The 26381-nt window shown below is 62.2% G+C and carries 22 protein-coding genes; 2 read left to right on the forward strand and 20 right to left on the reverse strand.

Annotation, left to right across the window (positions count from 1 at the left end; translation table 11 throughout):
- Positions 1–44: 44 nt before the first annotated feature.
- The 6 genes from odhB to sdhC form a co-directional block, all read right to left on the reverse strand.
- Positions 45–1268, reverse strand: a complete 1224-nt coding sequence (odhB, locus tag L1P09_RS16530; RefSeq protein ID WP_054881175.1) for a 2-oxoglutarate dehydrogenase complex dihydrolipoyllysine-residue succinyltransferase — start codon at positions 1266–1268, stop codon at positions 45–47.
- Positions 1269–1310: 42 nt separating this feature from the next.
- Positions 1311–4142, reverse strand: a complete 2832-nt coding sequence (locus tag L1P09_RS16535) for a 2-oxoglutarate dehydrogenase E1 component (protein ID WP_029886713.1) — start codon at positions 4140–4142, stop codon at positions 1311–1313.
- 246 nt (positions 4143–4388) lie between these two features.
- Positions 4389–5093: a succinate dehydrogenase iron-sulfur subunit gene (locus L1P09_RS16540; protein ID WP_009684708.1), complete on the reverse strand. Its 705-nt coding sequence runs from the start codon at positions 5091–5093 to the stop codon at positions 4389–4391.
- Positions 5094–5104: 11 nt separating this feature from the next.
- Complete coding sequence (gene sdhA / locus L1P09_RS16545; protein ID WP_009684709.1) at positions 5105–6877, reverse strand: succinate dehydrogenase flavoprotein subunit; 1773 nt, start codon at positions 6875–6877, stop codon at positions 5105–5107.
- 3 nt (positions 6878–6880) lie between these two features.
- Positions 6881–7249: a succinate dehydrogenase, hydrophobic membrane anchor protein gene (sdhD, locus tag L1P09_RS16550; RefSeq protein ID WP_008091903.1), complete on the reverse strand. Its 369-nt coding sequence runs from the start codon at positions 7247–7249 to the stop codon at positions 6881–6883.
- On the reverse strand, positions 7243–7629 hold the full coding sequence (sdhC, locus tag L1P09_RS16555; RefSeq protein ID WP_008091902.1) for a succinate dehydrogenase, cytochrome b556 subunit: 387 nt from the start codon (positions 7627–7629) through the stop codon (positions 7243–7245). Before sdhC ends, sdhD begins: the two co-directional genes overlap by 7 nt.
- 352 nt (positions 7630–7981) lie before the next feature.
- Between sdhC and gltA the strand changes: the two genes are divergently transcribed.
- Positions 7982–9271 (forward strand): citrate synthase, encoded by a 1290-nt coding sequence (gltA, locus tag L1P09_RS16560; RefSeq protein ID WP_029886714.1) that lies wholly within the window; start codon positions 7982–7984, stop codon positions 9269–9271.
- A 125-nt stretch (positions 9272–9396) separates the two neighbouring features.
- Here gltA and L1P09_RS16565 read toward each other — a convergent pair whose 3' ends face one another.
- The 13 genes from L1P09_RS16565 to L1P09_RS16625 all read right to left on the reverse strand — a co-directional run bounded on the left by L1P09_RS16565 (position 9397) and on the right by L1P09_RS16625 (position 22717).
- Positions 9397–10857, reverse strand: a complete 1461-nt coding sequence (locus tag L1P09_RS16565) for an efflux transporter outer membrane subunit (RefSeq protein ID WP_154211388.1) — start codon at positions 10855–10857, stop codon at positions 9397–9399.
- 11 nt (positions 10858–10868) lie between these two features.
- Positions 10869–13001 carry a glycosyltransferase family 2 protein gene (locus tag L1P09_RS16570; protein ID WP_235767899.1) on the reverse strand — a complete coding sequence of 711 codons (2133 nt, stop codon included), beginning with the start codon at positions 12999–13001 and terminating at the stop codon, positions 10869–10871.
- Position 13002: 1 nt separating this feature from the next.
- Positions 13003–14244, reverse strand: coding sequence for a hypothetical protein (locus L1P09_RS16575; RefSeq protein WP_235767900.1), 1242 nt, complete (start codon positions 14242–14244; stop codon positions 13003–13005).
- Positions 14241–15344, reverse strand: a complete 1104-nt coding sequence (locus L1P09_RS16580; protein ID WP_232892689.1) for an HlyD family efflux transporter periplasmic adaptor subunit — start codon at positions 15342–15344, stop codon at positions 14241–14243. Before L1P09_RS16580 ends, L1P09_RS16575 begins: the two co-directional genes overlap by 4 nt.
- Positions 15345–15763: 419 nt before the next feature.
- Complete coding sequence (locus L1P09_RS16585; protein ID WP_009684717.1) at positions 15764–16369, reverse strand: START domain-containing protein; 606 nt, start codon at positions 16367–16369, stop codon at positions 15764–15766.
- 33 nt (positions 16370–16402) lie between these two features.
- Positions 16403–16657 carry a YkgJ family cysteine cluster protein gene (locus L1P09_RS16590; protein ID WP_009684718.1) on the reverse strand — a complete coding sequence of 85 codons (255 nt, stop codon included), beginning with the start codon at positions 16655–16657 and terminating at the stop codon, positions 16403–16405.
- Positions 16658–16789: 132 nt separating this feature from the next.
- Entirely contained in the window at positions 16790–17245 is a 456-nt protein-coding gene (locus L1P09_RS16595) for a hypothetical protein (protein ID WP_009684719.1), read from the reverse strand.
- Between the two features lie 64 nt (positions 17246–17309).
- Complete coding sequence (locus L1P09_RS16600) at positions 17310–18752, reverse strand: aminotransferase-like domain-containing protein (RefSeq protein WP_009684720.1); 1443 nt, start codon at positions 18750–18752, stop codon at positions 17310–17312.
- Positions 18753–18948: 196 nt separating this feature from the next.
- Positions 18949–19761, reverse strand: coding sequence for an OmpA family protein (locus tag L1P09_RS16605; RefSeq protein ID WP_009684721.1), 813 nt, complete (start codon positions 19759–19761; stop codon positions 18949–18951).
- Entirely contained in the window at positions 19758–20111 is a 354-nt protein-coding gene (locus L1P09_RS16610; RefSeq protein WP_029886528.1) for a DUF4398 domain-containing protein, read from the reverse strand. Before L1P09_RS16610 ends, L1P09_RS16605 begins: the two co-directional genes overlap by 4 nt.
- 9 nt (positions 20112–20120) lie before the next feature.
- The gene (locus L1P09_RS16615) at positions 20121–20942 is read right to left on the reverse strand and encodes a substrate-binding periplasmic protein (protein ID WP_029886527.1); all 822 of its coding nucleotides are present in this window, start codon (positions 20940–20942) and stop codon (positions 20121–20123) included.
- 95 nt (positions 20943–21037) lie between these two features.
- Positions 21038–21967, reverse strand: coding sequence for an electron transfer flavoprotein subunit alpha/FixB family protein (locus L1P09_RS16620; RefSeq protein ID WP_235767902.1), 930 nt, complete (start codon positions 21965–21967; stop codon positions 21038–21040).
- Entirely contained in the window at positions 21968–22717 is a 750-nt protein-coding gene (locus tag L1P09_RS16625; RefSeq protein WP_115293691.1) for an electron transfer flavoprotein subunit beta/FixA family protein, read from the reverse strand.
- A gap of 532 nt (positions 22718–23249) precedes the next feature.
- On the opposite strand from L1P09_RS16625, the gene L1P09_RS16630 reads away from it, so the two are divergent.
- Positions 23250–24932, forward strand: coding sequence for an electron transfer flavoprotein-ubiquinone oxidoreductase (locus tag L1P09_RS16630; RefSeq protein WP_080709229.1), 1683 nt, complete (start codon positions 23250–23252; stop codon positions 24930–24932).
- A gap of 58 nt (positions 24933–24990) precedes the next feature.
- Here the strand turns inward: L1P09_RS16630 and L1P09_RS16635 are convergent, their stop codons facing one another.
- A complete protein-coding gene (locus L1P09_RS16635; RefSeq protein ID WP_235767904.1) occupies positions 24991–26316 on the reverse strand; it encodes an MFS transporter in 1326 nt (441 codons plus the stop codon).
- Positions 26317–26381 lie beyond the last annotated feature (65 nt).

The raw sequence follows: 26381 nt of genomic DNA on the forward strand, positions 1-26381 counted from the left end.
GGCTTCGACTTGAAGCTTGCCGCTCGCAGCTTACAGCCGCGCGATTAGATGTCCAGCAGCAGGCGAGACGGATCTTCCAGCAGGTTCTTGATGGTGACCAGGAAGGTTACCGCTTCCTTGCCATCGATCAGGCGGTGGTCGTAGGACAGCGCCAGGTACATCATCGGGCGAATCACCACTTGGCCGTTAACGGCCATCGGGCGCTGGATGATGTTGTGCATGCCGAGGATCGCGGCCTGCGGCGGGTTGACGATCGGGGTCGACATCATCGAACCGAAAGTACCGCCATTGGTGATGGTGAAGGTGCCACCGGTCATCTCTTCGATCGACAGCTTGCCGTCACGGGCCTTCTTGCCGAAGGTGGCGATGCCGTTTTCGATTTCGGCCAGGCTCATCGATTCGGCGTTACGCAGTACCGGTACCACCAGGCCACGGTCGCTGGACACCGCAACGCCGACGTCGGCATAGCCGTGGTAGACGATGTCGTTGCCGTCGATCGAGGCGTTGACCGCCGGAAAGCGCTTCAGCGCCTCGGTGGCAGCCTTGACGAAGAACGACATGAAGCCCAGGCGCACGCCGTTGTGGGTCTTCTCGAACAGGTCCTTGTACTTCGAGCGCAGGGCCATGACTTCGGTCATGTCCACTTCGTTGAAGGTGGTCAGCATGGCCATGCTCGACTGGGCTTCTACCAGGCGCTCGGCGATCTTGGCACGCAGGCGGGTCATCGGGACGCGCTTCTCGGTGCGGTCGCCAGCAGCGGTGACCACCGGGGCAGCAGCAGCGGCAGCAGGCTTGGCAGCCGGCGCAGCGGCAGGTGCCGACTTCTTGTTGGCAACCGCTGCAACCACGTCTTCCTTGGTGACGCGACCGCCTTTGCCGGTACCGGCAACGCTGGCCAGGTCGATGCCGTTTTCTTCGGCCAGCTTGCGCGCAGCCGGGGCGGCGACCGGGTCGTCTTCACCAGCATCGGCAGCTGCCGCAGCGGGTGCAGCGGCAGGTGCAGCGGCGGCAGCAGGTGCGGCAGCAGCGCCGCCTTCAACGATCGAACCCAGCACCTCGTCGGACAGGACGGTGTCGCCCTCGCCCTTGACGATGTCGCCCAGCACGCCGTCAGCGGTAGCCAGCACTTCCAGGACGACCTTGTCGGTCTCGATGTCGACGATCAGCTCGTCACGCTTGACGGCTTCGCCCGGCTTCTTGTGCCAGGTGGCAACGGTGCCATCGGCAACCGATTCCGGGAAGGTTGGGGCTTTGATCTCGATAGCCATTATCTGTATTTCCTTAAATTCGGTTTCAGGTGCGCGAAGGCGTTAGACAGTGAAGGCGTCTTGCAGCAGTTTTTCCTGCTGTTCGGCGTGCTTCGAAGCGTAACCACAAGCTGGCGCGGCGGAAGCGTCGCGGCCGGCGTATTCCAGGACCAGCGCCTTGTTGTGGCGGCCCAGGATACGGCGCATGTGGTGCTGGCTGCTGTACCAGGCACCCTGGTTCATCGGCTCTTCCTGACACCACACGGCATGCTTGAGGTTGGTGTACGGCGCCAGGATTTCGACCAGGTCGTCCTCCGGGAACGGATACAGCTGCTCGATACGCACGATGGCGATGTCTTCGCGGCCTTCGGCACGGCGTTTCTCCAGCAGGTCGTAGTAGACCTTGCCACCGCACAGGACCAGGCGTTCGACCTTGGCCGGATCGAGGTTGTCGATTTCCGGGATCACGGTCTGGAACGAGCCTTCTGCCAGGTCTTCCAGGGTCGAAACGGCCAGTTTGTGACGCAGCAGCGACTTCGGTGTCAGCACGATCAGCGGCTTGCGCAGCGGGCGAATGACCTGACGACGCAGCAGGTGGTAGATCTGCGCCGGCGTGGTTGGCACGCAGACCTGGATGTTGTGCTCGGCACACAGCTGCAGGTAACGCTCCAGGCGCGCGGAGGAGTGCTCCGGGCCCTGCCCTTCATAGCCGTGCGGCAGCAGCATGGTCAGGCCGCACAGGCGACCCCACTTGTGCTCGCCGCTGGTGATGAACTGGTCGATGACCACTTGCGCACCGTTGGCGAAGTCGCCGAACTGGGCTTCCCAGATCACCAGCGCGTTCGGTGTGGTGGTCGAGTAGCCATACTCGAAGGCCAGCACGGCTTCTTCCGACAGGAAGGAGTCGTACAGCTCGAACATCGGCTGGCCGGGGAACAGGTTCTTCAGGGGTACGTAGGTGCCGGCATCCTTCTGGTTGTGCAGCACTGCATGGCGGTGCGAGAAGGTGCCACGGCCGATGTCCTGGCCGGTCATGCGGATCGGGTGACCTTCGAACTGCAGGGTGGCGTAGGCCATGGTCTCTGCATAACCCCAGTTGATCGGCAAGCCACCGGCCTGCATCTTCTGGCGGTCTTCGTAGATCTTCGCCACCTGGCGCTGGACGACGAAGCCTTCCGGGATTTCCAGCAGCTTGGCCGACAGGTCCTGCAAGGTCTTGAGGTCGAAGCGGGTGTCGTGACGCGCAGTCCAGGCATGGCCCAGGTAGGGGCGCCAGTCGACGAACAGCTCGCGGTTCGGCTCCTTGACCAGGCTTTTCACCACGTGCAGGCCGTTGTCCAGCGCGTTGCGGTACTCGTCGATCTTCGCCTGGGCACGCTCGGCATCGATACGGCCAGCCTGGATCAGCGACTCGGCGTACAGCTCGCGGGTGGTACGCTGCTTGGTGATCTGCTGGTACATCAGCGGCTGGGTGCCGCTCGGCTCGTCGGCCTCGTTGTGGCCGCGACGGCGGTAGCAGACCAGGTCGATGACCACGTCACGCTTGAACTGCATGCGGTAGTCGATGGCCAGCTGGGTGACGAACAGCACTGCTTCCGGGTCATCGCCGTTCACGTGCAGGATCGGCGCCTGGATCATCTTGGCCACGTCGGTGGCGTACTCGGTGGAGCGCGCGTCCAGCGGGTTGCTGATGGTGAAACCAACCTGGTTGTTGATCACGATGTGCACGGTGCCGCCGGTCTTGAAACCGCGGGTCTGCGACATCTGGAAGGTTTCCATGACCACACCCTGGCCGGCGAATGCAGCGTCGCCGTGGATCGAGATCGGCAGCACCTTGTCGCCAACGGTGTCGTTGCGGCGGTCCTGACGGGCGCGCACCGAACCCTCGACCACCGGCGAAACGATTTCCAGGTGGGACGGGTTGAACGCCATGGCCAGGTGCACTTCGCCACCAGAGGTCATCACGTTCGAGGAGAAGCCCTGGTGATACTTCACGTCACCGGAGCCCAGCTCGTTCATCTTCTTGCCTTCGAACTCGTCGAACAGCTCGCGCGGGCTCTTGCCGAAGGTGTTCACCAGCACGTTCAGACGGCCACGGTGGGCCATGCCGATGACCACTTCCTTGGTGCCGTAGGAGCCGGAACGCTGGATCATTTCGTCCAGCATCGGGATCAGGCTCTCGCCACCTTCCAGGCCGAAGCGCTTGGTGCCTGGGTACTTGGTGCCCAGGTATTTTTCCAGGCCTTCACCGGCGGTAACGCGCTCGAGCAGGTGGGCCTGCACGTCAGCGGAGTATTCCGGACGGCCGCGCACGCTTTCCAGGCGCTGCTGGAACCAGCTGCGCTGCTCGGAATCGACGATGTGGGTGAACTCGGCGCCAATGGTGCGACAATATGTCTTCTGGAGTGCATCCAGGATGTCGCGTAGGCTCGCCTCCTCTTTGCCGATGAACAGGTCGCCGGCACGGAAGGTCGTATCAAGATCGGCATTGGTCAAGCCGTAGTGATTGATCGACAGGTCTACGGGCGCAGGGCGCTGCCACAACCCCAACGGGTCGAGCTTGGCAGCCTGATGGCCGCGCATACGATAGGCCTGGATCAGTCGCAGAACTTCAACCTGCTTCTTCTCGTGTTCACTGCTCACGCTCCCGGCAGATACCGGTTGGGCGCGGCGCTGGTTCTTTGCCAGCAGTACGAAATGGTCGCGGATTGTCGAGTGCGATACATCAGTAGCGGTGCTGCCGTCGGCTGGCAACTTCTGGAAGTAAGTGCGCCACTCTTCTGGCACAGCGTTAGGGTCGTGCAGGTAGAGCTCGTAGAGCTCTTCCACATATGCAGCGTTACCACCTGAAAGGTGGGCGCTATCCCACATGCGCTGCATCACGCTTTCTTGCATGCTTGGTCACCCTCGATTAGGGGACTGATCGGCGAGAGCCGAAGCAAACCTGGAAAAGTCCGAAAACAGCGACTGAACCACGCCACCTGGATCCTGCTGATTTTCCGGGTACCAGCCCGGAAAGCCCCTGCTGGTCTCATATCTTCATAGGTAATGAGCGCGGGCTTTTTGGGCCCTTGCTCGGGTTTTACCTCAGTGCGGGCTCACCGCCCGCACCTCGGCTTACTGCAGGTACAACACGGTGTATCAGGTGCCGCTTTGCAGCAGCATGTTACGTACGTGGCCGATTGCCTTGGTCGGGTTGAGACCTTTCGGGCAAACGTTCACGCAGTTCATGATCCCGCGGCAGCGGAATACGCTGAACGGGTCATCCAGGGACGCCAGGCGCTCCTGAGTCTTGGTGTCGCGGCTGTCGGCCAGGAAACGGTAGGCCTGCAGCAGCGCGGCCGGGCCCAGGAACTTGTCCGGGTTCCACCAGAACGACGGGCAGGAAGTCGAGCAGCAAGCGCACAGGATGCACTCGTACAGGCCGTCCAGCTTTTCGCGGTCTTCCGGCGACTGCAGGCGCTCGATGGCCGGGGCCGGCGTGTCATTCTGCAGGAACGGCTTCACCTTCTCGTACTGCTTGTAGAAGATGCTCATGTCGACCACCAGGTCACGAATGACCGGCAGGCCTGGCAGAGGGCGCAGAACCAGCTTGTTGCCCTTGACCACCGCCGACAGCGGGGTGATGCAGGCCAGGCCGTTCTTGCCGTTCATGTTCATGCCGTCGGAACCGCACACGCCTTCACGGCAGGAACGACGGTACGAGAAACCTTCGTCCTTTTCCTTGATCAGGGCCAGTACGTCCAGCACCATCAAGTCCTTGCCGCCGGTATCGACGTCGAACGACTCCATTTTTGGCGCCGAATCGGTATCCGGGTTGTAACGATAAACTTCGACTTTCAACATAGCAGCCACCCTTAGTAAGTCCGGACTTTTGGTTCGAAGGCTGGAACAGTCTTCGGCGCAAAGTTGACGCCACGCTTGGCAACGCGCTTCTCACCCGGGTAGTACAGGGTGTGGCACAGCCAGTTTTCGTCGTCACGGTCTTCGAAGTCTTCACGGGCGTGAGCGCCACGGGACTCTTTACGGGCTTCGGCCGCGATGGCGGTAGCTTCGGCGACTTCCAGCAGGTTCTGCAGCTCCAGCGCTTCGATACGCGCGGTGTTGAAGGCCTGGGACTTGTCGTTGATCTTGACGTTGGCGATGCGCTCACGCAGGCCGGCCAGTTGTTCGATACCCTTCTGCATGTATTCGCCGGTACGGAACACACCGAAGTAGTTCTGCATGCAGCTCTGCAGCTCGCGCTTCAGGCTGGCTACATCTTCACCGGAAGTACGCTCGTTGAGCTTGTTCAGGCGGTTCAGGGCAACATCGATATCGGTGTCGCTGGCGTCGAGGTGCTCGATACCGTCGCTCAGTGCCTTCTCCAGGTGCAGGCCGGCAGCACGGCCGAATACCACCAGGTCGAGCAGCGAGTTGCCGCCCAGGCGGTTGGCACCGTGTACCGATACGCACGCAACTTCGCCTACGGCGAACAGGCCAGGGATGATGTGATCCTTGCCTTCTTCGTCCATGGTGATGGCCTGGCCATGAATGTTGGTGGCAACACCACCCATCATGTAGTGGCAGGTCGGAACAACCGGCACCGGCGCGACAACCGGGTCGACGTGGGCGAAGGTCTTGGACAGCTCGCAGATACCTGGCAGGCGGCTGTGCAGCACTTCTTCGCCCAGGTGGTCCAGCTTCAGCAGCACGTGGTCCTTGTTCGGGCCCACGCCGTTGCCGGCGATGATTTCCTTGACCATGGAACGGGCGACCACGTCGCGGCCGGCCAGGTCTTTGGCGTTCGGCGCGTAACGCTCCATGAAGCGCTCGCCGTGGGCGTTGATCAGGTAGCCACCTTCACCACGGCAACCTTCGGTGACCAGTACACCGGCGCCGGCGATGCCGGTCGGGTGGAACTGCCACATTTCGATGTCCTGCACCGGAACGCCTGCACGCAGGGCCATGCCGATACCGTCACCGGTGTTGATCAGGGCGTTGGTGGTGGAGGCGTAGATACGACCGGCACCGCCAGTGGCCAACACGGTAGCCTTGGACTTGATGTACATGGTTTCGCCGGTTTCGATGCAGATCGCGATCACACCAACGAAAGCGCCTTCCTTGTTTTTCACCAAATCAACGGCGTAGTACTCGTTGAGGAAGGTGGTGCCGGCCTTCAGGTTACCCTGGTACAGGGTGTGCAGCAGCGCATGACCGGTACGGTCGGACGCCGCGCAGGTACGGGCGGCCTGGCCACCTTTACCGAAGTCCTTGGACTGGCCACCGAACGGGCGCTGGTAGATACGGCCGGTTTCGGTACGCGAGAACGGCAGGCCCATGTGGTCCAGCTCGAACACGGCAGCCGGGCCTTCCTGACACATGTATTCGATAGCGTCCTGGTCACCGATGTAGTCGGAACCCTTGACGGTATCGTACATGTGCCAGCGCCAGTCGTCGTTCGGGTCGGCCGAAGCGATGGCGCAGGTGATGCCACCCTGGGCGGATACAGTGTGCGAACGGGTCGGGAAGACCTTGGTGACTACGGCAGTCTTGTGGCCGCCTTGAGCCAGTTGCAGCGCAGCGCGCATGCCTGCGCCGCCGCCACCGATGATGATGGCGTCGAAAGAAATGGTTGGAATGCTAGCCATGAATCAGATACCCCAGAGAATCTGCACACCCCAGACGAAGTAAGCGAACATCGCAACGCCGCATACCGCCTGGAACAGGAAACGAATCGCAGTTGCCGACTTGCCGAACGACATAGGCGTCAGGTAGTCGGTAGCAATGGTCCACATGCCGACCCAGGCGTGAGCGCCGAGGGCAACGAGGGCCAGCAAGCTGAAGATTCGCATCGCGTTGTTGGAGAACAGACCATGCCACTGGGTGTAGTCGATGCCTGGGTGGGCGACCACGTAGCCGATCAGGAAGATGAAATAAGCCGCGAGAACGACCGCAGATACGCGCTGCGCCATCCAGTCATAGAGGCCCGAACGCGACAGGTTCGTGACATTGGTTACCATACCCAAACTCCCACCAGAACGATCAGCACCACGGAGATGACGATCACGATTTTCGAGCCCAGCTTGCCGCCTTCCAGCGTCTCGCCGATGCCCATGTCCATGATCAGGTGACGAACACCTGCCACGAGGTGATAAAGCAGGGCAGACAACAGCCCCCAGGTCACGAACTTGGCCAGCGGGCTGGTCAGACACGCCTTCACCTCGCCGAAGCCTTCCTCGGAACCCAGCGATTTGCCCAGTGCATAAAGCATGATGGCAAGGCCGATGAACAGGATGACGCCGGAGATACGGTGCAGGATGGACGTGTACGCAGTGACAGGGAGCTTGATGGTCCTTAGGTCTAGGTTTACAGGTCGTTGGCTTTTCACGGCTTTTTTCACACTGAAGAGCCCCTAGCGAATCAGGGCAAAGTTGTTGGTAAGTGTACTGGTCAGGTACCCACCACCCAGGGAACGGCGACCCCCAGCAGTTCGGGCTTGCAAGCCCCTGGCGGTCGGGTGCCGAGTATAGACAGTTAGGCTGCTTATGACAACGTGACGGGGTAGCCCAAATAGCGCATTGCCTTTAATGAACAAAAGGCGTAAATGGGCGAGAATTTCGGGAAAAATCAGGCTTGAATGCCTGATTCAACAAGCCTTTAGGCAAATTGACATCTGAATTTATCCCTCTATAGTGGTGCGGGCCCTGCGTGGGGGGTCTGTCTGATGATTTCAAGCATTAATAGGAGGCCACATGGCTGACAAAAAAGCGCAGTTGGTCATCGAGGGCGCTGCCCCCGTCGAGCTGCCCATTTTAACCGGCACCGTTGGTCCTGATGTAATCGACGTCCGCGGGTTAGGGGCCACTGGTCACTTCACCTTCGACCCTGGTTTCATGGCGACCGCCTCGTGCGAGTCGAAGATCACCTACATTGACGGCGACAAAGGGATCCTGCTGCACCGCGGCTACCCGATCGAACAGCTCGCCGAGCAATCCGACTACCTCGAAACCTGCTACCTGCTGCTCAACGGCGAACTGCCGAATGCCGAGCAGAAGGCGCAGTTCGTCAGCACCGTGAAAAACCACACCATGGTTCACGAGCAGCTGAAGTCGTTCTTCAACGGTTTCCGCCGCGACGCCCACCCGATGGCGGTCATGTGCGGTGTGGTCGGCGCCCTGTCGGCGTTCTACCACGACTCCCTGGACATCAATAACCCGCAACACCGCGAAATCTCCGCGGTGCGCCTGGTCGCCAAGATGCCGACCCTGGCGGCGATGGTTTACAAGTACTCCATGGGCCAGCCGATGATGTACCCGCGCAACGACCTGTCGTACGCGGAAAACTTCCTGCACATGATGTTCAACACCCCGTGCGAGATCAAACCGATCAGCCCGGTACTGGCCAAGGCAATGGACCGGATCTTCATCCTCCATGCCGACCATGAGCAGAACGCCTCCACCTCCACCGTGCGCTTGGCCGGCTCGTCGGGTGCCAACCCGTTCGCCTGTATCGCCGCGGGCATCGCTGCCCTGTGGGGTCCGGCGCACGGCGGTGCGAACGAAGCCGTACTGACTATGCTCGATGAAATCGGCGATGTCTCGAACATCGACACCTTCATCGCCAAGGCCAAGGACAAGAACGACCCGTTCAAGCTGATGGGCTTCGGTCACCGCGTCTACAAGAACCGTGACCCGCGCGCCACCGTGATGAAACAGACCTGCGATGAAGTACTGCGCGAGCTGGGCATCAAGAACGACCCGCAGCTGGAACTGGCCATGCGCCTGGAAGAGATCGCACTGACCGATCCGTACTTCATCGAGCGCTCGCTGTACCCGAACGTCGACTTCTACTCGGGGATCATCCTCAAGGCGATCGGCATTCCAACCAGCATGTTCACCGTGATCTTCGCCCTGGCACGTACCGTGGGCTGGATTTCGCACTGGAAGGAAATGCTCTCCAGCCCGTACAAGATCGGCCGTCCGCGCCAGCTGTACACCGGCGAGCAGAAGCGCGACATCGTTGCCCTCGGCGACCGCAAGTAAGACTTGATCGGGTAACGCTCCAGCCCCCGACCAGCCCCCTGGGCCGCGCGCACGCCTGGTGCCGCGCGGCCCAGAGGCATGACTCATCCCCTCCCCCGGCGACCCGCATCAGCCACCCTGGCCAACTACCGTGCGACTTGCGCAGCACTGCCCACGATTGCCGTCGGCCCCGGTGACCAGCCACCCCCGAGCGCCTTGAACAGGTTCACCTGGTTGATCTCGCGCGCCAGCTCCAGCTCCAGCCAACGCTGCTGCGCACCGAACAGCGAGCGCTGGGCGTCCATGGTCGAGAAGTAGCTGTCCAGACCCGCCTCGAAACGAAGCCGCGACTGCCGGTAGGCTTGTTCATAGTCCTCGACCAGCTGCCGCTGGGCCGCGACCTGCGGCAGCATCTCCTGCCGCGCATTCAACGCATTGGCCGCTTCACGGAAGGCGTTGAGCACGGTCTGCTCGTAAGCAGCCACACGCTGGTCGTATTGGGCCCAAGTGGCATCCACCCCTGCCCTGCGCTGGCCGGCATCGAGCAATGTCAGCGAACCGAGCGCCGCCAGGTTCCAGAACTGTGCCGGGCTTGTCAGCAGCCGCGAAAAGTCCCCACTCAGGCTACCCAGCGCGCCTGTCAACGAAAAGCTGGGGAAATAGGCGGCCCGCGCACTGCCGATTTCTGCATTGGCAGCGCGCAGCTGAGCCTGCGCCGCCCGAATGTCGGGTCGCCGCTCAAGCAGGCTTGAAGGCACCCCGGCGGGTACATCGACTGTCGCCATCTGCGCCCCAAGCTGGCCCTCCGGCAACAGCCCGGCCGGTACCGTTTGCCCTACCAGAACCCGCAACGCATTGAGGTTCTGCGCCACTTGCATCCGGTAGGTACTGACTTGCACGGCAGCAGTGTTGGTGATGGCATCGGCTTGATGGACATCGATGCGTGCGGTCGAACCCAGGTTGAAACTGGAACGCAGCAATTGCCCGTAATGCTGCTGGGATTCGAATGTGCGCTCTGCCAGCCCAAGCAAGCTCTGATTGGCCTTGAGCGTCAGCCAGGTCCCAGCCACTTCGCCGATCAAGGCCATGCGTGCAGCCTGGTAGTCGGCCAGCGTGGCATGAAAGCGCGCCTCGGCCGCATGGGCCTGGCTTCGCGCCCGGCCGAAGAAGTCCAGCTCATAGGCCGTAAACCCCACGGTGGCCTGGAAGGTGTTGGCCACACTGCCGGCGCTGGAGCCGCCCCCAGGGGTTTGCTCCAGCGCCGGCAACTTTGCGCGCCCGGCATAGGTGTCGACGCCCAGGCTGGGGTACAGCGCTGCCGCGGCGCCCTGATAGCCTGCCCTGGCCTGCGCCACGCTGGCTGCAGCTTGCTGCAAGTCACGGTTGTCGACCAGGGCCAACTCGATCAACCGGCGCAAGCGGCTGTCACTGACGAACGCTCGCCAATCCGGGTCGAAAGCGTTTCGCGGATCACAGCAGCCCGCCTCGACGCTATCCGGCCAGCCGGTGTCCATGGGGGACGCCGGTGTCTCGTAGACAGGCTCGAGCGAACAGCCGGCCAAAGACAGTTGAGCGGCCAACATCACACAGTGCAGGGGTCTAGTCATGGGCACTTCCCTCACCAAACGCTCTTCATCAAGGCACGCAGTTGAGCCAGCACGCCGAGAGGGCCGCTGGAAGCCTGCAGGGCGGCCGGCTGGGCGCTGCGGCGCTTCACAGCCACCCGCGCGCCGGCGATGGGCGCCTGCCGCGGCCGGCGCACCAGCCGCAGGCGCCAGTCGCCTTCGCCCAGCAGCGCCCGGCGCAGCAGGGTGAAGAACGCAGTGGCGGGTTGCGCCGTGCTGGCCACATTGGGATTGGCCTGGCTGAACAGCCTGGTGATCAGCGCGCGCCGCTGCGCCTCATGCACCGCCACGAAGCGCAGCCCCAGCCGTTGGCTGCCATCCCGGCGTACCACCTCTGCCCCCAGCCAGCCGACCTTGTCCACCCATACCTGGCCACGCCTGCCGCACGGCACCTCGCCGGCCATGGCGCCCTCGAACGCCGCCCCGCTGATCGAGATATCGACCAGTTGCCCACCCAGCGTACCGGTGCCCAGGCGCAGCTGGGTGGGCCGAGCAAACGGAAAGCGCTCCTCGCCGTGCAGCCGCGGCCGATCAACGCAGGCCACCAGTGTCGCCAGGTTGTACAGCAGCACCAGCACCGTCCAGCTCAGGTTGAACACCATATTGCCGTCCAGTCGGCTGGCAGTGCTGATCGCCGTGATTGCGCCGACCTGCGCCAACGCACTCAAGGCCAGGAAAAACCCGAACAGCTTCCAGTGCACCTGGGTCTGGGAACGGTCCAGGCCTTTGGCCGTCACCTTGAAAGGCCGTCCGAACGGGCGAATCGCAGCACTGATCAGGGTCGCGGTCACCGCCAATGCGCAAACGATCTGCGTCACCTCGGTGAAGATCGGCAGTGAGCGCCGCCCGGTCACCCAGGTGCTGTAACCCCAATAGGCGATCAGCGCCGGCATGCCGAAGGCCAGAAACGCTGCCGGCGTTGCATAGAAACCGGCAATGCCGAAATACCAATACAGCACCGGCGACACCAGCATCATCAGGATGAAAGGCTTGGAGCACCAATGCAGCAGGCCGTGCAGGTAATGCAGGCGATCGTTCAGGCCACAGCCGCGACCGAACAGCGGCCCCTGGCGCAGCAAGGCCACCTGGATCGTCCCCAGGCACCAGCGGCCGCGCTGGTTGATGTACTCGGTCAGGCCCTCGGCAGACAGCCCGATGGACAAACGCTCGTTCAGCCAGCGGGTGATGTAGCCCATCTGCATCAGGCGGTAGGACGTGTAGATGTCCTCACAGACCGCCCCCGTGGGAAAACCACCCATGCGCTCGACCAGATCACGCCGCACCACGAACGACGTGCCCACGCAGAACGCTGCATTCCAGGCATCCTTGGCAGGCTGGAACACATCGAAAAATACCCGTTGCTCATCCACCCAGCTGTTTGCCGACCCCAGGTTATGCTGGATAGGGTCCGGGTTGTAGTAGAACTGCGGGGTCTGCACCAACCCGACCTCAGGGTCCTGGAACAGCCCCAAGGTCCGCAGCAGAATCGGCCGCTGCGGGGCGAAGTCTGCATCCAGCACCAGTATGTACGGCGCGTTGGTACTGGCTGCCGACTGGCGCAGGCCGTTGTTCAGGTTGCCCGCCTTGGCGTGCAGGTTGTCATCGCGCCGCGTGTAACGCACCCCCATGCTCGCGCAGTAGTCGCGCAGCCAGTCCCGCCGCGTGTCATCCAGCACCCAGAGGGTGAAGTTGGGGTAGTCCATGGCCTGCGCGGCAATGATGGTCTTCTCCAGAACCTCGAGCCCTTCGTTGTAGGTGCAGATGAACACATCGACCGCCGGCGCCTCGGCCCCCATCGCGCGCAAGCGCTGCTCGCCAGCGTCCGCGGCGTGGCGGTGATCGCTGCGCCGGCACATCACCACGATCGAAAACAAGGTGTAGGCAATGCCCAACAACTCGAAGAACAGGAAGCCATAAGCCCATACCGTGGCGAACCCCGCGCGGCTGTCAGGCAAGGTGTCGGCGAAGCGCCAGGCCACGTACCTGACCAGCAGTGCCGCGGTCAGCGCGCCGAACAGCAGGCGCGCCAGCCATTGCTCGCGGTGGGCCATGCAACTCAGCAGAACCACGATGGCCAGCGTCCACAGGTTGATTTGCAGCAGTTGTGTCGAGTCCAGTGCTTGCATGTCAGTGGGCCTTGTAATCGCCAGTGAAAGGGTTGACGCCGGTGGCAGCGATCGCCGCCCATGCCGTGGCGCCCAAATGGGGCAGGTGGAAGTACAGGAAATCGTCATGGGTCGAGTCCGGCCCCACGCTCAGCCCCGTGCTGACCTGTGCCTGCGGGGTGGCGTACAGCCAGCCATCGCCAGCCTGTTGCGCCAGCAACAACGGCCACAATGGCTGCGCCAGGGGCGCCAGGCCGCGAAGGCTGGCAACGGCCGCCACCTGCGCCGTGCCTTCGGTCCAGATACCGTCAGGGTCCTGCTTGAAGCCATAGCCCTGAGCGAAACCATGGGCCCGCTCCACGAACGTCAGTGCCTGCAGCCACTGCTGCGGTGCGTCGGCAATGGCAATCAGCGGCCAGATCTGCGCATCCAGGCCCGACTGCTGCGTCTGCGGTGTTCGGCCATCGGGCAAGGTACCGATCAGGAACCGGCCTTGGCCGGCATCCCAGTGGGCCTCGACGAAGCCGCGGGCGATGCGCGCCTGCCGGCCAGCTTCGCTATCGTTGCCCAGCCGCGCCAACGAGGTCCAGGCTGCCGCCAGATCGACGTTATGCTCAGTGGACTTCCAGGTTTGCACCTGCGGGGCAGCGGCGAACCCGTAAATGCCCCCGTTGAAGCCTGCCGGTGGCCCCTTGTCGAAGGTGGTGCGCCGGGCCCAGTCGAGCATCTTTCTGCTCGCCTGCAAATAACGCGCTTCACCGCTGTGCCGATAAGCCTCCAGCAACGCCAGCGCTGCCCACGCCTGATTACCGGTCGCACTGCCCACTTGGTACGCATCCTGGCTCCATGCAGCACGCTCATCGCTCCAGTAGCCCGGCAGCCGCACAGGCGCGGCCTGCAGCGGGCCAGCGGCGTAGGCATTGCGCACCCGGCCATCGCGGTACTCAGGGTCGTGATCGATGGCATAGGCCAAAGCGTCGGCAATTTGTCGGGCAGCTGGCGCATTGCCGCAGGCAAACAAGGCGATGCTGGCCAACGCGTTGTCGTAGGTGAATGCCACGCCTTGCAGCACGCCAGGCACGGCAGGCTGCCCCGGTTGCTGCGGATAGCTGGCCAGCAGCAACGGCCCTTGGCCTTGAGCCGCCACCGCCTGCCCGATGCCTGCGCAGGTCATGTGCTGCAGGCGGGCCCGAGGCTCCAGGGCCATGGCCTGGCTGCCCAGCACCAGCCCGAGCACACCGGCAAAAAGCACCCAGCCGTTCATCGCGATACCGTCGCGGTCACCCAGTTGCCAGGGTTGCAGGTCAACAGGCGTTCATCGGCCGGCAAGTTGTTGTCGAACGTACCTACCACATAGACCGAGTTCTGCTCGGCATAAGGAAACGGCACACTGTAATTGCTGCTTTGTACATCGGTCGGGCTGGACAGTAACTGCACGACTTTGGCTTTCAGCGGTTGCGCGACACCGCGGATAGATACTTGCAGTTCGCTATCCCGGTCGATCCGGCTGGCCATTCGCTCCGGGAATACCGCAATAACATAACTTTGACTGCAATTGGTAGCGCGCAATAGCGTTGCACCCGCCCGTACTTGCGTGCCTTGCGGGGCGATCAACTCTTGCACGGTGCCGGATGCATACGCCACCACATTATAAGCCGCCATCATCTGCACCCGGTTTTGCTCACTTTCTATCAACTGGTCGAGGTGGGAAAGTTCCTCTTCGAGGGTTACCCGGTTGCGCTCCAGATTATCCAGGCTAAGTTTCAGCGTGGTCATCTGCGACTTGAGGTCGAACATGCGCAATTGCTCGGGGTCCAGGTACACCTGGTCCTTGGCCGCATTAAGATCACCATCGTTGATGTGCACCCGCGAGCGAATGGTCTCGGCATCGGCCTGCAACGAGGCCAGTTGCGCCCGGGAACTGGCCACGACGGCCTCGCTCACCGCGCCCTGGCGAAACAGCTCAAGGTTACGTGCCAGTGTTTCCCGGGCATCGGCCAGGCGTGCGCCAGCCGCCCCGCTCTCAGCCTTCAGGGCCTTCTGCGCGTAGCGCTTGCGCACCTCATAGGCATCCTGGTACTGCTGGCTGGTGATCTCCAGTGCGTTGTAGTACTTGCGGTCGTGTTCGGCCTGGCTGGCCATGGCCGCCAATTGCTGCTGCAAGGTGAGCCGGCGTGTCTGCAAGCCCAGCAGCGTTTCCTGTTCCGCCCGGGGGTTCTCGATGGTTGCGATATCCTGGCCCGTGGTGAACGTGGTGCCTGGCTGAATGTTCAAGGTACGCACCACGCCATCGATGGGCGTGGTCAGCAGAATGACCGGTGCATTGAGAATGGCCCGGGTTGCCGATGACGACAATAACGGCATGAACAATGTCGAAAACAGCAACCAGCCCATGAAAGCCAATACACCGTACCCGGCGATCCGGGGCAATAACGAAAGTCGATTAGCATGCACGATGATATCTCCCACACACGCGGCGGATGAAAATCAATAGGCAAGTGCTCGCCCTTGCACTGACCGAGGACAAAACGGCCCGCAAGCGCAGAGGTACAAGTGGGTAAGGCGTAGGTCTTGAAGTTATAAAGCAGAAGAAAAACGCAGCACGTTTTTTATAGTTGGCGTGAGCACGAGAGGGGGCAGGAAATGGCTCACTGAGTTTGAATCTAAGCCCAAAAATTTATGCTGTCAAACTTCCAGCAACGCTCAAATAATGGCGTTCTTTTATTGACGCCGGTGCCACCTGTAGCGCCATCACCTGAAGGCGCTACAGGCAGTGCGAGGCCTCAGTTTTTCTCAGCCCGTTCACGCAGCTGTTTGAGGGTATTGAACGGCGAATCCACCACGAACTTGTTAGCGACCATCGCCGGCACGCTGCCACCCGGCTCGGTATGCACCTGGTAGGTCACTTCGGTGGTGTCGCCCTTGGGCACCAGCTTCCAGAACCCTTCGACTTTAGCCACCCGCACGAAGCCCTTCTCTTCCGGCAGGTAGGTCGGCTCTTCTTTCAGGTTGCGGGTGACGCTGCCATCAGCCTCCTTGACAGTGGTGATATGCAGCACCGAATCGCGCGGCGTCACCGGCCATGGCGTATTGAACTGGGTGTAGGTCCAGCTCTGGTTACCTTCATGCTTGAGCAGCTTCTGCGATTTGCATTCGTGGATCCATGCACATGCCCCGGCCGCGTCTTCCTGCAGCGCCTCGACCTTGGCCAGCGGCGCCTTGATCACAGTCACCCCGCGATAGGCCTTGTACTTGGAGCCAGCGACTTCGCTGAGGGACACCTTGATGCCTTCCTCGTCCTTGGCCACTTGCCAGTTCTCGGCCCAGGCCGCCGGCGAAAGCAGAACACCGACGCCACACAGCAGTGCAATACGCTTTAACGATCTCATCATGTTTATCCTTGTTGTCGAAGATCCAGCCTTTCACGCCGCCGTCATCTGCTCCCACCAGCCAAGAATCCTGATCGCTTCGTCACGGTCACTGCCACACACCTCGACATCTGCCTTGAACCCGCCACACACTGCTGGCCGCTCAGGCTTGCCGAACAGGTCGCAGAGGTTGGCCGCCGTCAGGTGCAGGCAGCGCTCGCCAGCTGGCTTGCCATTGGGCATGCGCGGCATGGCAGAGGTGATGGACGGGGCAATGCAGCAGGCACCGCAGCCCTCACGGCAGTTCATGGCGATTCACCAAACTCAGGACTCCCTGAAACAAGTAACGGGACGAACGCCCCTGGATAGTACCCGCCCAAACAGGTGTTTGAAATTGCTGGCACGATGAAAAATGACATGACCCGGCAGTCAGTTTGCCCCTTACTGCCGGAACTCGAAATCGATGGCCGCACCTTCCACTTCACGGCGGCTGTCATTGCGCAATTGCAGCTGCATTTCATTGTTGATCAAGCGGCCATTGAGCTGGAACGGGCTGTCGTCGGCTTCCGGCTTGTCCCGGAACATAGGGGGCAGCAGCGGTTTGCGGCGCTGGATCGGCGAAGGTGTCCCTATGTCTGGCTCAAGGTTGTCGACCAGGTCGGTGGGCAGGCTCAAGTCCAACTTTGCTTTGGGCAAAGGCTTGGCAACTGCCTTGCTTCGCGGTTTTGCTTTCTTGGCAGGGGCTTTGCGGACTACCGGCTTCTGCGCAGGCTTGGCGGCGTTTTTTGTCTGTGCCTGCTGGGCCTGCGCCGGCTGCGCAGCGAAGGCCAGGCCCGCGGCGGCGCAGCACGGGGCCGCAAGGCACAGAATCAGAACAAAACGACGTAATGCATTCATGGCAAATGGACAGACCCGCTGTAAAGGCTCGTATGCTCCCTGTTCCGCGGGCTGCTGGCAACCCTCACAAAAGTGTGAGCGCAGGCTCGCGGCACAGCTGCTGCGCCAGCAAGCCCAAGGTCATGACCGCCCGCTCGGCCTCCTTGTTCCACGGAATACCGCAGTTGAGGCGGATGCAGTGGTTGAATTGTTCCGTGTTACTGAATATCAACCCCGGAGCAATACTGATGCCCTGCTCCAACGCACGCACATGCAGCTCTTGCGTATTCACCCGCCCAGGCAGGCTCACCCAGAGGATGAACCCCCCGGTAGGCCGGGTCATCTGGGTACCTTCGGGGAAGTGCTGCTGCACCGCCAGCTGGTAGGCACTGAGGTTCTTGCGGTACTCCTGGCGGATATAGCGCAGCTGCCGGTCGTAGCCGCCATTTTCCAGGTACGCTGCCACACCCATCTGGGTCACGCTGCAGGCTGAATGGGTGGTGAAAGTTTGCAGGCGCTGTATCTCGTCCTGGTAACGCCCGGCGATCATCCAGCCAACCCTCACCCCGGGAGACAAGGTTTTGGAGAAGCTCGAACAGTAGATCACCCGGTCCAGCCGATCGAAGGCTTTCAGTGCCTTGCTCTTGCCCTGCTCGAACATCAACTCGCCATAGATGTCGTCCTCGATGATCTGGATATCGAAGTCCGACGCCAGGCGCAGCAGTTGCTTTTGCCGCTCTTCCGGCACCGTACCGCCCAGCGGGTTGCTCAGCCGCGCAGTCAACACCAAGGCCTTGATCGACCACTGGTTTGCCGCCAGTTGCAAGGCTTCGAGGCTGATCCCCGTGGACGGGTCGCTGGGGATCTCGATCACTTTCAAACCCAGCAGGTCCGCCAGCTGCAGCAAACCGTAATAGGTCGGCGACTCGGCGGCGATCAGGTCCCCGGGGCGGGTCAGCACGCGTAACGACATCTGCAGGGCATCGACACAGCCGTGGGTCACGATCACCTCACGCGGGTCGACGATCACACCGGCATCGCGCATGCGAATGGCAATTTGCCGGCGCAGCGGCTCGAACCCTGGGCTGAACATATAGCTGAAGGCGCGCGGGCTGTGGAAGCGTGTCACTTTGGCGATTTGCTGGTGCAGTGCGCGCACAGGCAGATAATCCACATGCGGCACGGCAGCACCGAACGGGAACACACCGTCGCGGCGGGCCTCGGTCAGTACCTGCTGGATGATGCTGGCACGTGTGACCAGGCCTGGGCGTTCGACCCTGGCGATATCCGGGGTCGGGGCGGTCAGGGCCGGGGTCTGGTGCACATAGTAGCCGGACTGCGGCCGCGCACGGATCAGGCCCTGGTCTTCGAGGTTGGCGTAGGCCTGCAGCACCGTGGCATGGCTGACGTTGAGCTGCGCGCTCATCTTGCGTACGGAGGGTACCCGCTCGCCTGGCTGGTAGACGCCGCGACGAATGTCATCGGCCAGTTGCTGGGCGATACGCTGGTACAGCAGCAGGTTGGTCATGGCGGGATCTCGACGCGCGGACGGGCTCGTTGTTCTTGTGCGACTCACTGACAGTAGAGGATACCGTAACAGTCAAGAAGTGTACCGGGACAGATGGTTGGGCCGCCACTGCATCTTCAGCGCCTGTGAGATCCAGCGCCGCGCGGGCGGCGCGCGATCTGATCGGCGCCGACCGCACCGAGCCGAACACTCACGCTCAACGCGCCGGCGCGAGCCTGCCCTTGTCGTCGGAAAACACAATCTCGACCCGGCGGTTCTGCGCCCTACCCCGCTCCGAGGCATTGGCCTCGATCGGGTACTGGTCGCCGTAGCCTTCGACCTGCAGGCGCTTTTCGTCGACACCAAGGTCCACCAGCATGTCGGCAACGGACTGAGCCCGGTCGTGCGACAGCTTGAGGTTTTCTTCAGGTGTACCCGTGCTGTCGGTATAGCCCTCGATGCGTACCACCCGGTGTGGGTTGAGCTGCAGGAACTGCACCAGCTTGAGCACGGTTCGGCTGGCGGTGTTTTTCAGGTTGGCACTGCCGGTGTCGAACAGCACGTCACCCAAGGTCATTACCAGGCCGCGGTCGGCTTGCTCCGAGGCCAGCGCGGCAATTTGCGCCTCGACCCATTTGCCTTGCTGCTGCACGCTGGCCAGTTTGGCCTCGCGCAAAGCCAGCTGCAAACGCTGGCGCTCCAGGTCCAGCTTGGCCTGGCGCTCCTGGTTCAGCGCCAGCTTGGCATGCTCACCGGCAATCTCGCTGTAACGCTGGCTGAGGTAAGCGTAATGGCGCACATCGGAGCCGGTGCCGATGTAGCTGGACAAGCGCTCGGCGCGCGCCAGCGACTCGCCTGCACGAATCACGTCACGCGGCGCGCTGCGCAGCACGTCGGAATCGTCCTTGACCTTCTGGAAGGCGGCGCTGGCTTGCTCAAGCGCCGCGCTGCTGCGCTGGCTGGCGCAACCCTGCAGGCCTGCCGCCAGGGCCAGCACTGCCAGTACGGCGAAGGGTGCGTGACGGTTCATGGCTGCACCTCCAGCTGCTTGCGCAGGCGCTGCACCCGCGACTGCAACAACTGCAACTGCTCTTCACTCTTCTGGTTCAGCACCTGGGCCTCGGCAAAACGCGCGTCCAGTTCCGCCTGCTCGGCGCGCATGCGCGCATCGCGGTAGTCTTCGGTCAGCATGTTGGTCCTGGCCCGCGCCAGCTTGTCTTCGGCCAGTTTCAGCGATTCGACCTGGTCGGTTGCACCGACGGCCCTGGCCTGCTCCAGCGCCTGTTCGGAAATACGCATCTGCTCGTTAGGGGCCGGGTCATTGGCGCAGCCCGCCAGGCCAAGCACGGCCAGGGCAAGGATCAGTGGTTGGGTTCTCACGCAATCTTCCTAGTGTTTGGGGGCGTCCGCCGGTACTTGCAGCTGCGCTTTCCAGCGCTCGACATTACGTTGCAGTACCGCTTCGGATGCACCGGAGATCGGCAATTCTGTCAGTTTTTTCGCCAATTGCCCACGCAACCAACTGTCATTGCACGCGGAATTGTGCGACAGCGCCAAGTACAAGCCTGGGCGGTCGACCGGCAAACCCCGCGCAATCAGGTCATTGCTCATGCCCAGGCTCTGAGCCATGGCCATACCGGCATAACGGCCAGCCAGCACGTAATCCACCTGGCCGAGCACCAGCTTCTGGAACGCTTGAGTAAGGTTCTGCGCAGGCACCAGCTTCAGTTGCGCCTTGGCGAACGCAGTAAAGGCCGGCGTCAGGCGCGCCCGCTCGGACAAACTACCCTGGTAGCGGGCCAGGTCGGCCGGGCCATCGATGGTCAGTTGCGCATCGTGCCGCGTCCACACCAGGTACTCGTTCAACTGCAACGGGGGGTGGATATAGTCCAGCGCAGTCAGTTGCTCCACCTGCATCGGCGTGTCGATCAGCAGGTCCATGCGGCCGCTGCGAACCTCTTGCAGTGCCTGTTCGCGACGCCCGGCACTGAGCACCTCCACCTTCACCCCCAGCTCGCCAGCCACCTGACGCAGCAGGTCGACGTTGGCACCGATCAGGTGCTGCGGGTTTTTCGGGTCCTGCCACGAATAGGGCGGCGCATCAGGGCTGCCGGTTGCTACCAGGCGTTCGCACTTGCCTGCCGCCATGGCCGGTGGCGCAACCAAGACCGCCATGCATGCCAGCACCCTGCCTGCTTTACGCAGCACCATTGCTCACTCCTTGTATCGCGATTGACCCGTAACCGGCCATAAAAAAACCCGGCCCCTGTAACGGGGCCGGGTTCTTTATAAGTGAAGCAGGCGGATCAGACCAGCTTTTCCAGCTCTGGCACCGCTTCGAACAGGTCCGCGACCAGCCCGTAGTCAGCCACCTGGAAGATCGGCGCTTCTTCGTCCTTGTTGATCGCAACGATCACCTTGGAGTCCTTCATGCCGGCCAGGTGCTGGATCGCACCGGAAATGCCCACGGCGATGTACAGCTGCGGCGCGACGATCTTGCCGGTCTGGCCGACCTGCATGTCGTTGGGCACGAAGCCGGCGTCGACGGCGGCGCGCGAGGCACCCACGGCAGCACCGAGCTTGTCGGCCAGGCTGTACAGGTGGCTGAAGTTGTCACCGTTACCCATGCCACGGCCGCCGGAAACGACGATTTTGGCGGCAGTCAACTCTGGGCGGTCGGACTTGGCCAACTCTTCGCCAACGAACGCCGAGATACCAGCATCGTGCGCGGCACCGACCGCCTCGATGGCAGCCGAACCGCCTTCGGCGGCCACGGCGTCAAAGCCGGTGGTACGCACGGTGATCACCTTGATGGCCGCGCTCGATTGCACGGTGGCAATGGCGTTACCGGCGTAGATCGGGCGCTTGAAGGTGTCGGCGGACTCGACCGAGATGATCTCGGAGATCTGGTCGACGTCCAGCAGCGCAGCAACCCGCGGCAAAACGTTCTTGCCATTGGTGGTGGCCGGGGCCAGCACGTGGCTGTAACCCTTGGCCAGCTCGACGATCAGCGGCGCCACGTTCTCTGGCAGCACGTGGGCATAAGCTGCGTTATCGGCAACCAGGACCTTGGCCACGCCAGCGATATTGGCAGCGGCTTCGGCAACGCCGCCAATGTTCTGGCCAGCGACCAGTACATGCACATCGCCACCGATCTTGGCGGCAGCGGCAACGGTGTTCAGGGTGGCCGGGGCTACGGCACCGTTTTCGTATTCAGCGACAACCAGGATAGTCATTTAGATTACCTTCGCTTCGTTCTTCAGCTTCTCGACCAGTTCGGCCACCGACTTGACCTTGATACCCGCGCTGCGGGCAGCCGGGGCTTCAACTTTCACGGTTTTGTTGGTGGAGGCGAGGGAAACGCCCAGCGCGTCTGGCGCAAGGGTTTCCAGCGGCTTTTTCTTGGCCTTCATGATGTTCGGCAGCGACGCGTAGCGTGGCTCGTTCAGGCGCAGGTCGGTGGTGACGATCGCAGGCAGGTTCAGTGCAACCGTCTGCAGGCCACCGTCGATTTCACGGGTGACATTCAGCTTGTCGCCGGCCACTTCCACCTTGGAGGCGAAGGTGCCCTGGGCGTAGCCGGTCAGCGCAGCCAGCATCTGGCCGGTCTGGTTGTTGTCGCTGTCGATGGCTTGTTTGCCGAGGATGATCAGCTGTGGCTGCTCCTTGTCGACAACCGCCTTGAGCGCCTTGGCCACGGCCAGGGAGTTCAGTTCATCAGCGGCTTCGACCAGGATGGCGCGGTCGGCGCCAAGGGCCAGGGCGGTGCGCAGTTGTTCCTGGGCAGTGGTCGGGCCGACCGAAACGACCACGATGTCGCTGGCAACGCCCTTCTCTTTCAGGCGTACGGCTTCTTCCACGGCGATTTCGCAGAAGGGGTTCATGGACATCTTGACGTTAGCAAGGTCGACGCCGGAGTTGTCCGCTTTGACGCGAACCTTGACGTTGTAGTCGACCACTCGTTTGACAGCTACAAGAACCTTCATGGATTCCTCGTTACTCTCCGGTGAATAGATAGTCGCCTGGGGCAAAGCCCTGCGATGCGCGTGGGTACAAGGGCACCTCTAAAAACGTACCGGGAAGCGGCATCTTCACAGTGACCGAACAGTCTTGTTCGGACCATTGCGACAAATACTCACGGGTCATTTCCTGTCGTGGCGTGTAAACTCCACTACAAACCGGCCTAAGCCCGCAAAACCCTGCTCCACACCTGGTCTTTAGAGGTGTACCTGCGCCCGGCTGCAAGCCTACGGCGAACGTAAAACCGCTCGTATCTTGACCGTAACACCCAATCCGGTCAATACGGCAAATCGGTCACCCTCCAGCCGCACGCCTGTGATTTTACTGGCCTGCGGCAAATTCAAACAAACGTTTGTATTGGACCCGCCAAGTGGTGTAGATATAATGCGCGGCCAAGACAAAACGGTGTAGTCCGTCAGTTGCGCAGCTACAGTTTCGCTCCCGTGACGAGCCACTGCGCGCATGCACCCATAAGACCCAGCAACAGCACGAGCCTTGATGAGTAGGAGAGAACCTGTGGAACGCGAATACATGGAATTCGACGTGGTCATCGTCGGCGCCGGCCCGGCGGGCCTGTCCGCCGCCTGCCGCCTGAAGCAGAAGGCCGCCGAAACCGGTAGCGAAATCAGCGTCTGCGTGGTGGAAAAAGGCTCCGAAGTCGGTGCTCACATCCTCTCCGGTGCGGTGTTCGAGCCCCGCGCGCTGAACGAGCTGTTCCCCGACTGGAAGGCACTGGGCGCGCCACTGAACACCGAAGTGAAGCGCGACGATATCTACGTGCTCAAAGACGCCGGCAGCTCGACCAAAGTGCCCGACCTGTTCGTGCCCAAAACCATGCACAACCAGGGCAACTACATCATTTCGCTGGGCAACCTGTGCCGCTGGCTGGCCCAGCAGGCCGAGAACCTGGGCGTGGAAATCTACCCCGGCTTCGCCGCCCAGGAAGCCCTGTTCGATGAAAACGGCGTGGTCCGCGGCATTGTCACCGGCGACCTGGGTGTCGACCGCGAAGGCAAGCCAAAGGACGGCCTGTATACCCCCGGCATGGAACTGCGCGCCAAGTACACCCTGTTCGCCGAAGGCTGCCGTGGCCATATCGGCAAGCAGCTGATCAAGCGCTTCAACCTCGACAGCGAAGCCGACGTGCAGCACTACGGCATCGGCCTGAAGGAAATCTGGGAAATCGACCCGGCCAAGCACGAGCAAGGCCTGGTGGTGCATACCGCTGGCTGGCCGCTGGACGTGATGGCCAAGGACAACACCGGTGGCTCGTTCCTTTACCACCTGGAAAACAACCAGGTGGTGGTCGGCCTGATCGTCGACCTGTCCTATGCCAACCCGTACCTGTCGCCCTTCGACGAATTCCAGCGCCTGAAGCACCACCCGGTGATGAGCCAATACCTCGAAGGTGGCAAGCGTATCAGCTACGGCGCCCGCGCCATCTGCAAGGGCGGCCTGAACTCGCTGCCGAAGATGGTCTTCAACGGCGGCGCGCTGATCGGTTGCGACCTCGGCACCCTGAACTTCTCGAAGATCAAGGGCAGCCATACCGCGATGAAGTCCGGCATGCTGGCCGCCGAAGCGGTGGCTGACGCCCTGGCTGCCGGGCGTGAAGGTGGCGACCTGCTCGACGGCTACGTCAGCGCGTTCAAGGCCAGCTGGCTGTACGAAGAGCTGTTCGCCAGCCGCAACTTCGGCCCGGCACTGCACAAGTTCGGCCCGCTGCTGGGGGGGGCTTTCAACTATGTCGACCAGAACTGGTTTGGCGGCAAGCTGCCGTTTACCCTGCACGACACCAAGCCGGACTACGCCTGCCTGAAGCTGGCGGCCGACTCGCAGAAAATCGACTACCCGAAACCGGACGGCAAGCTCAGCTTCGACAAGCTCAGCTCGGTATTCCTCTCCAGCACCAACCATGAAGAGGAACAACCCTGCCACCTGAAGCTGACCGACCCGAGCATCCCGATCGCCAGCAACCTGCCGCTGTACGATGAGCCCGCCCAGCGTTACTGCCCGGCCGGCGTGTACGAAGTGGTCACCCAGGAAGACGGCAACAAGCGGTTCCAGATCAACGCGCAGAACTGCGTGCACTGCAAGACCTGCGACATCAAGGACCCGGCCCAGAACATCACCTGGGTCACCCCTGAAGGCGCTGGCGGGCCGAACTACCCGAACATGTAAGCCCGCCCCTGCAGCAAGAAAAAGCCCCCTGGCCTCGCGGCCCGGGGGCTTTTTTCGTTCATTTGTCGACGCACATGATCGGCATCGGCTCCGCCGCGAACGCGGAAGGTTCGCGGCGGCCAAAGCAGCGGGCAGTGAGCAGCCCCACCGTGCCCATGACCAGACAGAAGCCAACGCACACCCATGGGCTCCACGGCATCAAGGCTATCAACGCCAGCGGCGTAGTGCTGGCCCACAAGGCGTAGGCCACGTTGTAGGTGAAGGAAATACCCGATACCCGGATCTGCGCCGGGAACAGCCCGACCATGACCGACGGCACCACACCCACCACCCCACAGCAGAGCCCGGCCAACGCGTAAGCCAGCCACGTCATGCCCCACTGCCCCACCAGGCTCGCATACAACACAGCGATGCCCAGCGGCAGCAGCGCGCTGTAGATCATCAACGCCCGCCAGGCGCCCAGGCGGTCGACCAGCAGGCCGGCAAGCACACAACCGATGTTGAGAAAGACGATGCCTACGCTGCTCAGCGCGAACGTGTGCGCGGCAGACATGCCGAAGCGCTGCTGCATGACCGTCGGCGTAATCACCACCAGCACCACCACCGCCGAGGTCAGCACGCAGGTCAGTAGCGCAGCCGGAATCAACGCCCCACGATGCGCGCCCAGCACCTGGCGCAACGGGAATTTCACCGGCTGCTCCTTGCGCTCGCGCAGGGCCAGAAATACCGGCGTTTCACTCAGCCAACGGCGCAACCACACCCCGATCACGCCAAACACGCCACCGAGCAGGAACGGGTAACGCCAGGCGTAGTCGAGAATTTCCTCGGCGCTGAAAGCCTGGGCCAACAGTGTCGCGGTCAGTGCCCCCAGCAAATAGCCAAAGGTCAACCCGGCCTGCAGGAAACCCAGGGCATACCCCCGCCGCCCCGGCGGTGCGTGTTCGGCAACGAATGTCCAGGCACTGGGTACCTCGCCGCCGACCGCAGCCCCCTGCAATATGCGCAACGCCAGCAAGATCAGCGGCGCGGCGTAACCAATCTCGGCATAGGTCGGCATTACCCCGATCAGCAGGCACGGCAGCGCCATCATCAAAATGCTCAGGCTGAACACCCGCTTGCGGCCCAGGTGGTCGGCGAAGTGAGCCATGACGATGCCGCCCAGCGGCCGCGCCAGGTAACCGGTGACGAAAATCCCGAAGCTTTGCAGCAGGCGCAACCACTCCGGCATTTCCGGCGGGAAGAACAGCTGGCTCAGGGTCAGCGCGAAGAACACGAAAATGATGAAATCGTAGATTTCCAGCGCGCCGCCCAGCGCCGCCAGGCCCAGGGTCCGGTGATCGCCGCGGCTGAACCGGGGCGGGCGAGCGGTATCGATGGCAGTCATGGCAGGGTCCGCAGATCGGCAAAGGGCAAGAGCATAACAAATGCCTGCCCGGTTGCCCTGTGCTA

It is taken from the genome of Pseudomonas juntendi, assembly GCF_021560075.1.
GTDB lineage: Bacteria > Pseudomonadota > Gammaproteobacteria > Pseudomonadales > Pseudomonadaceae > Aquipseudomonas > Aquipseudomonas juntendi.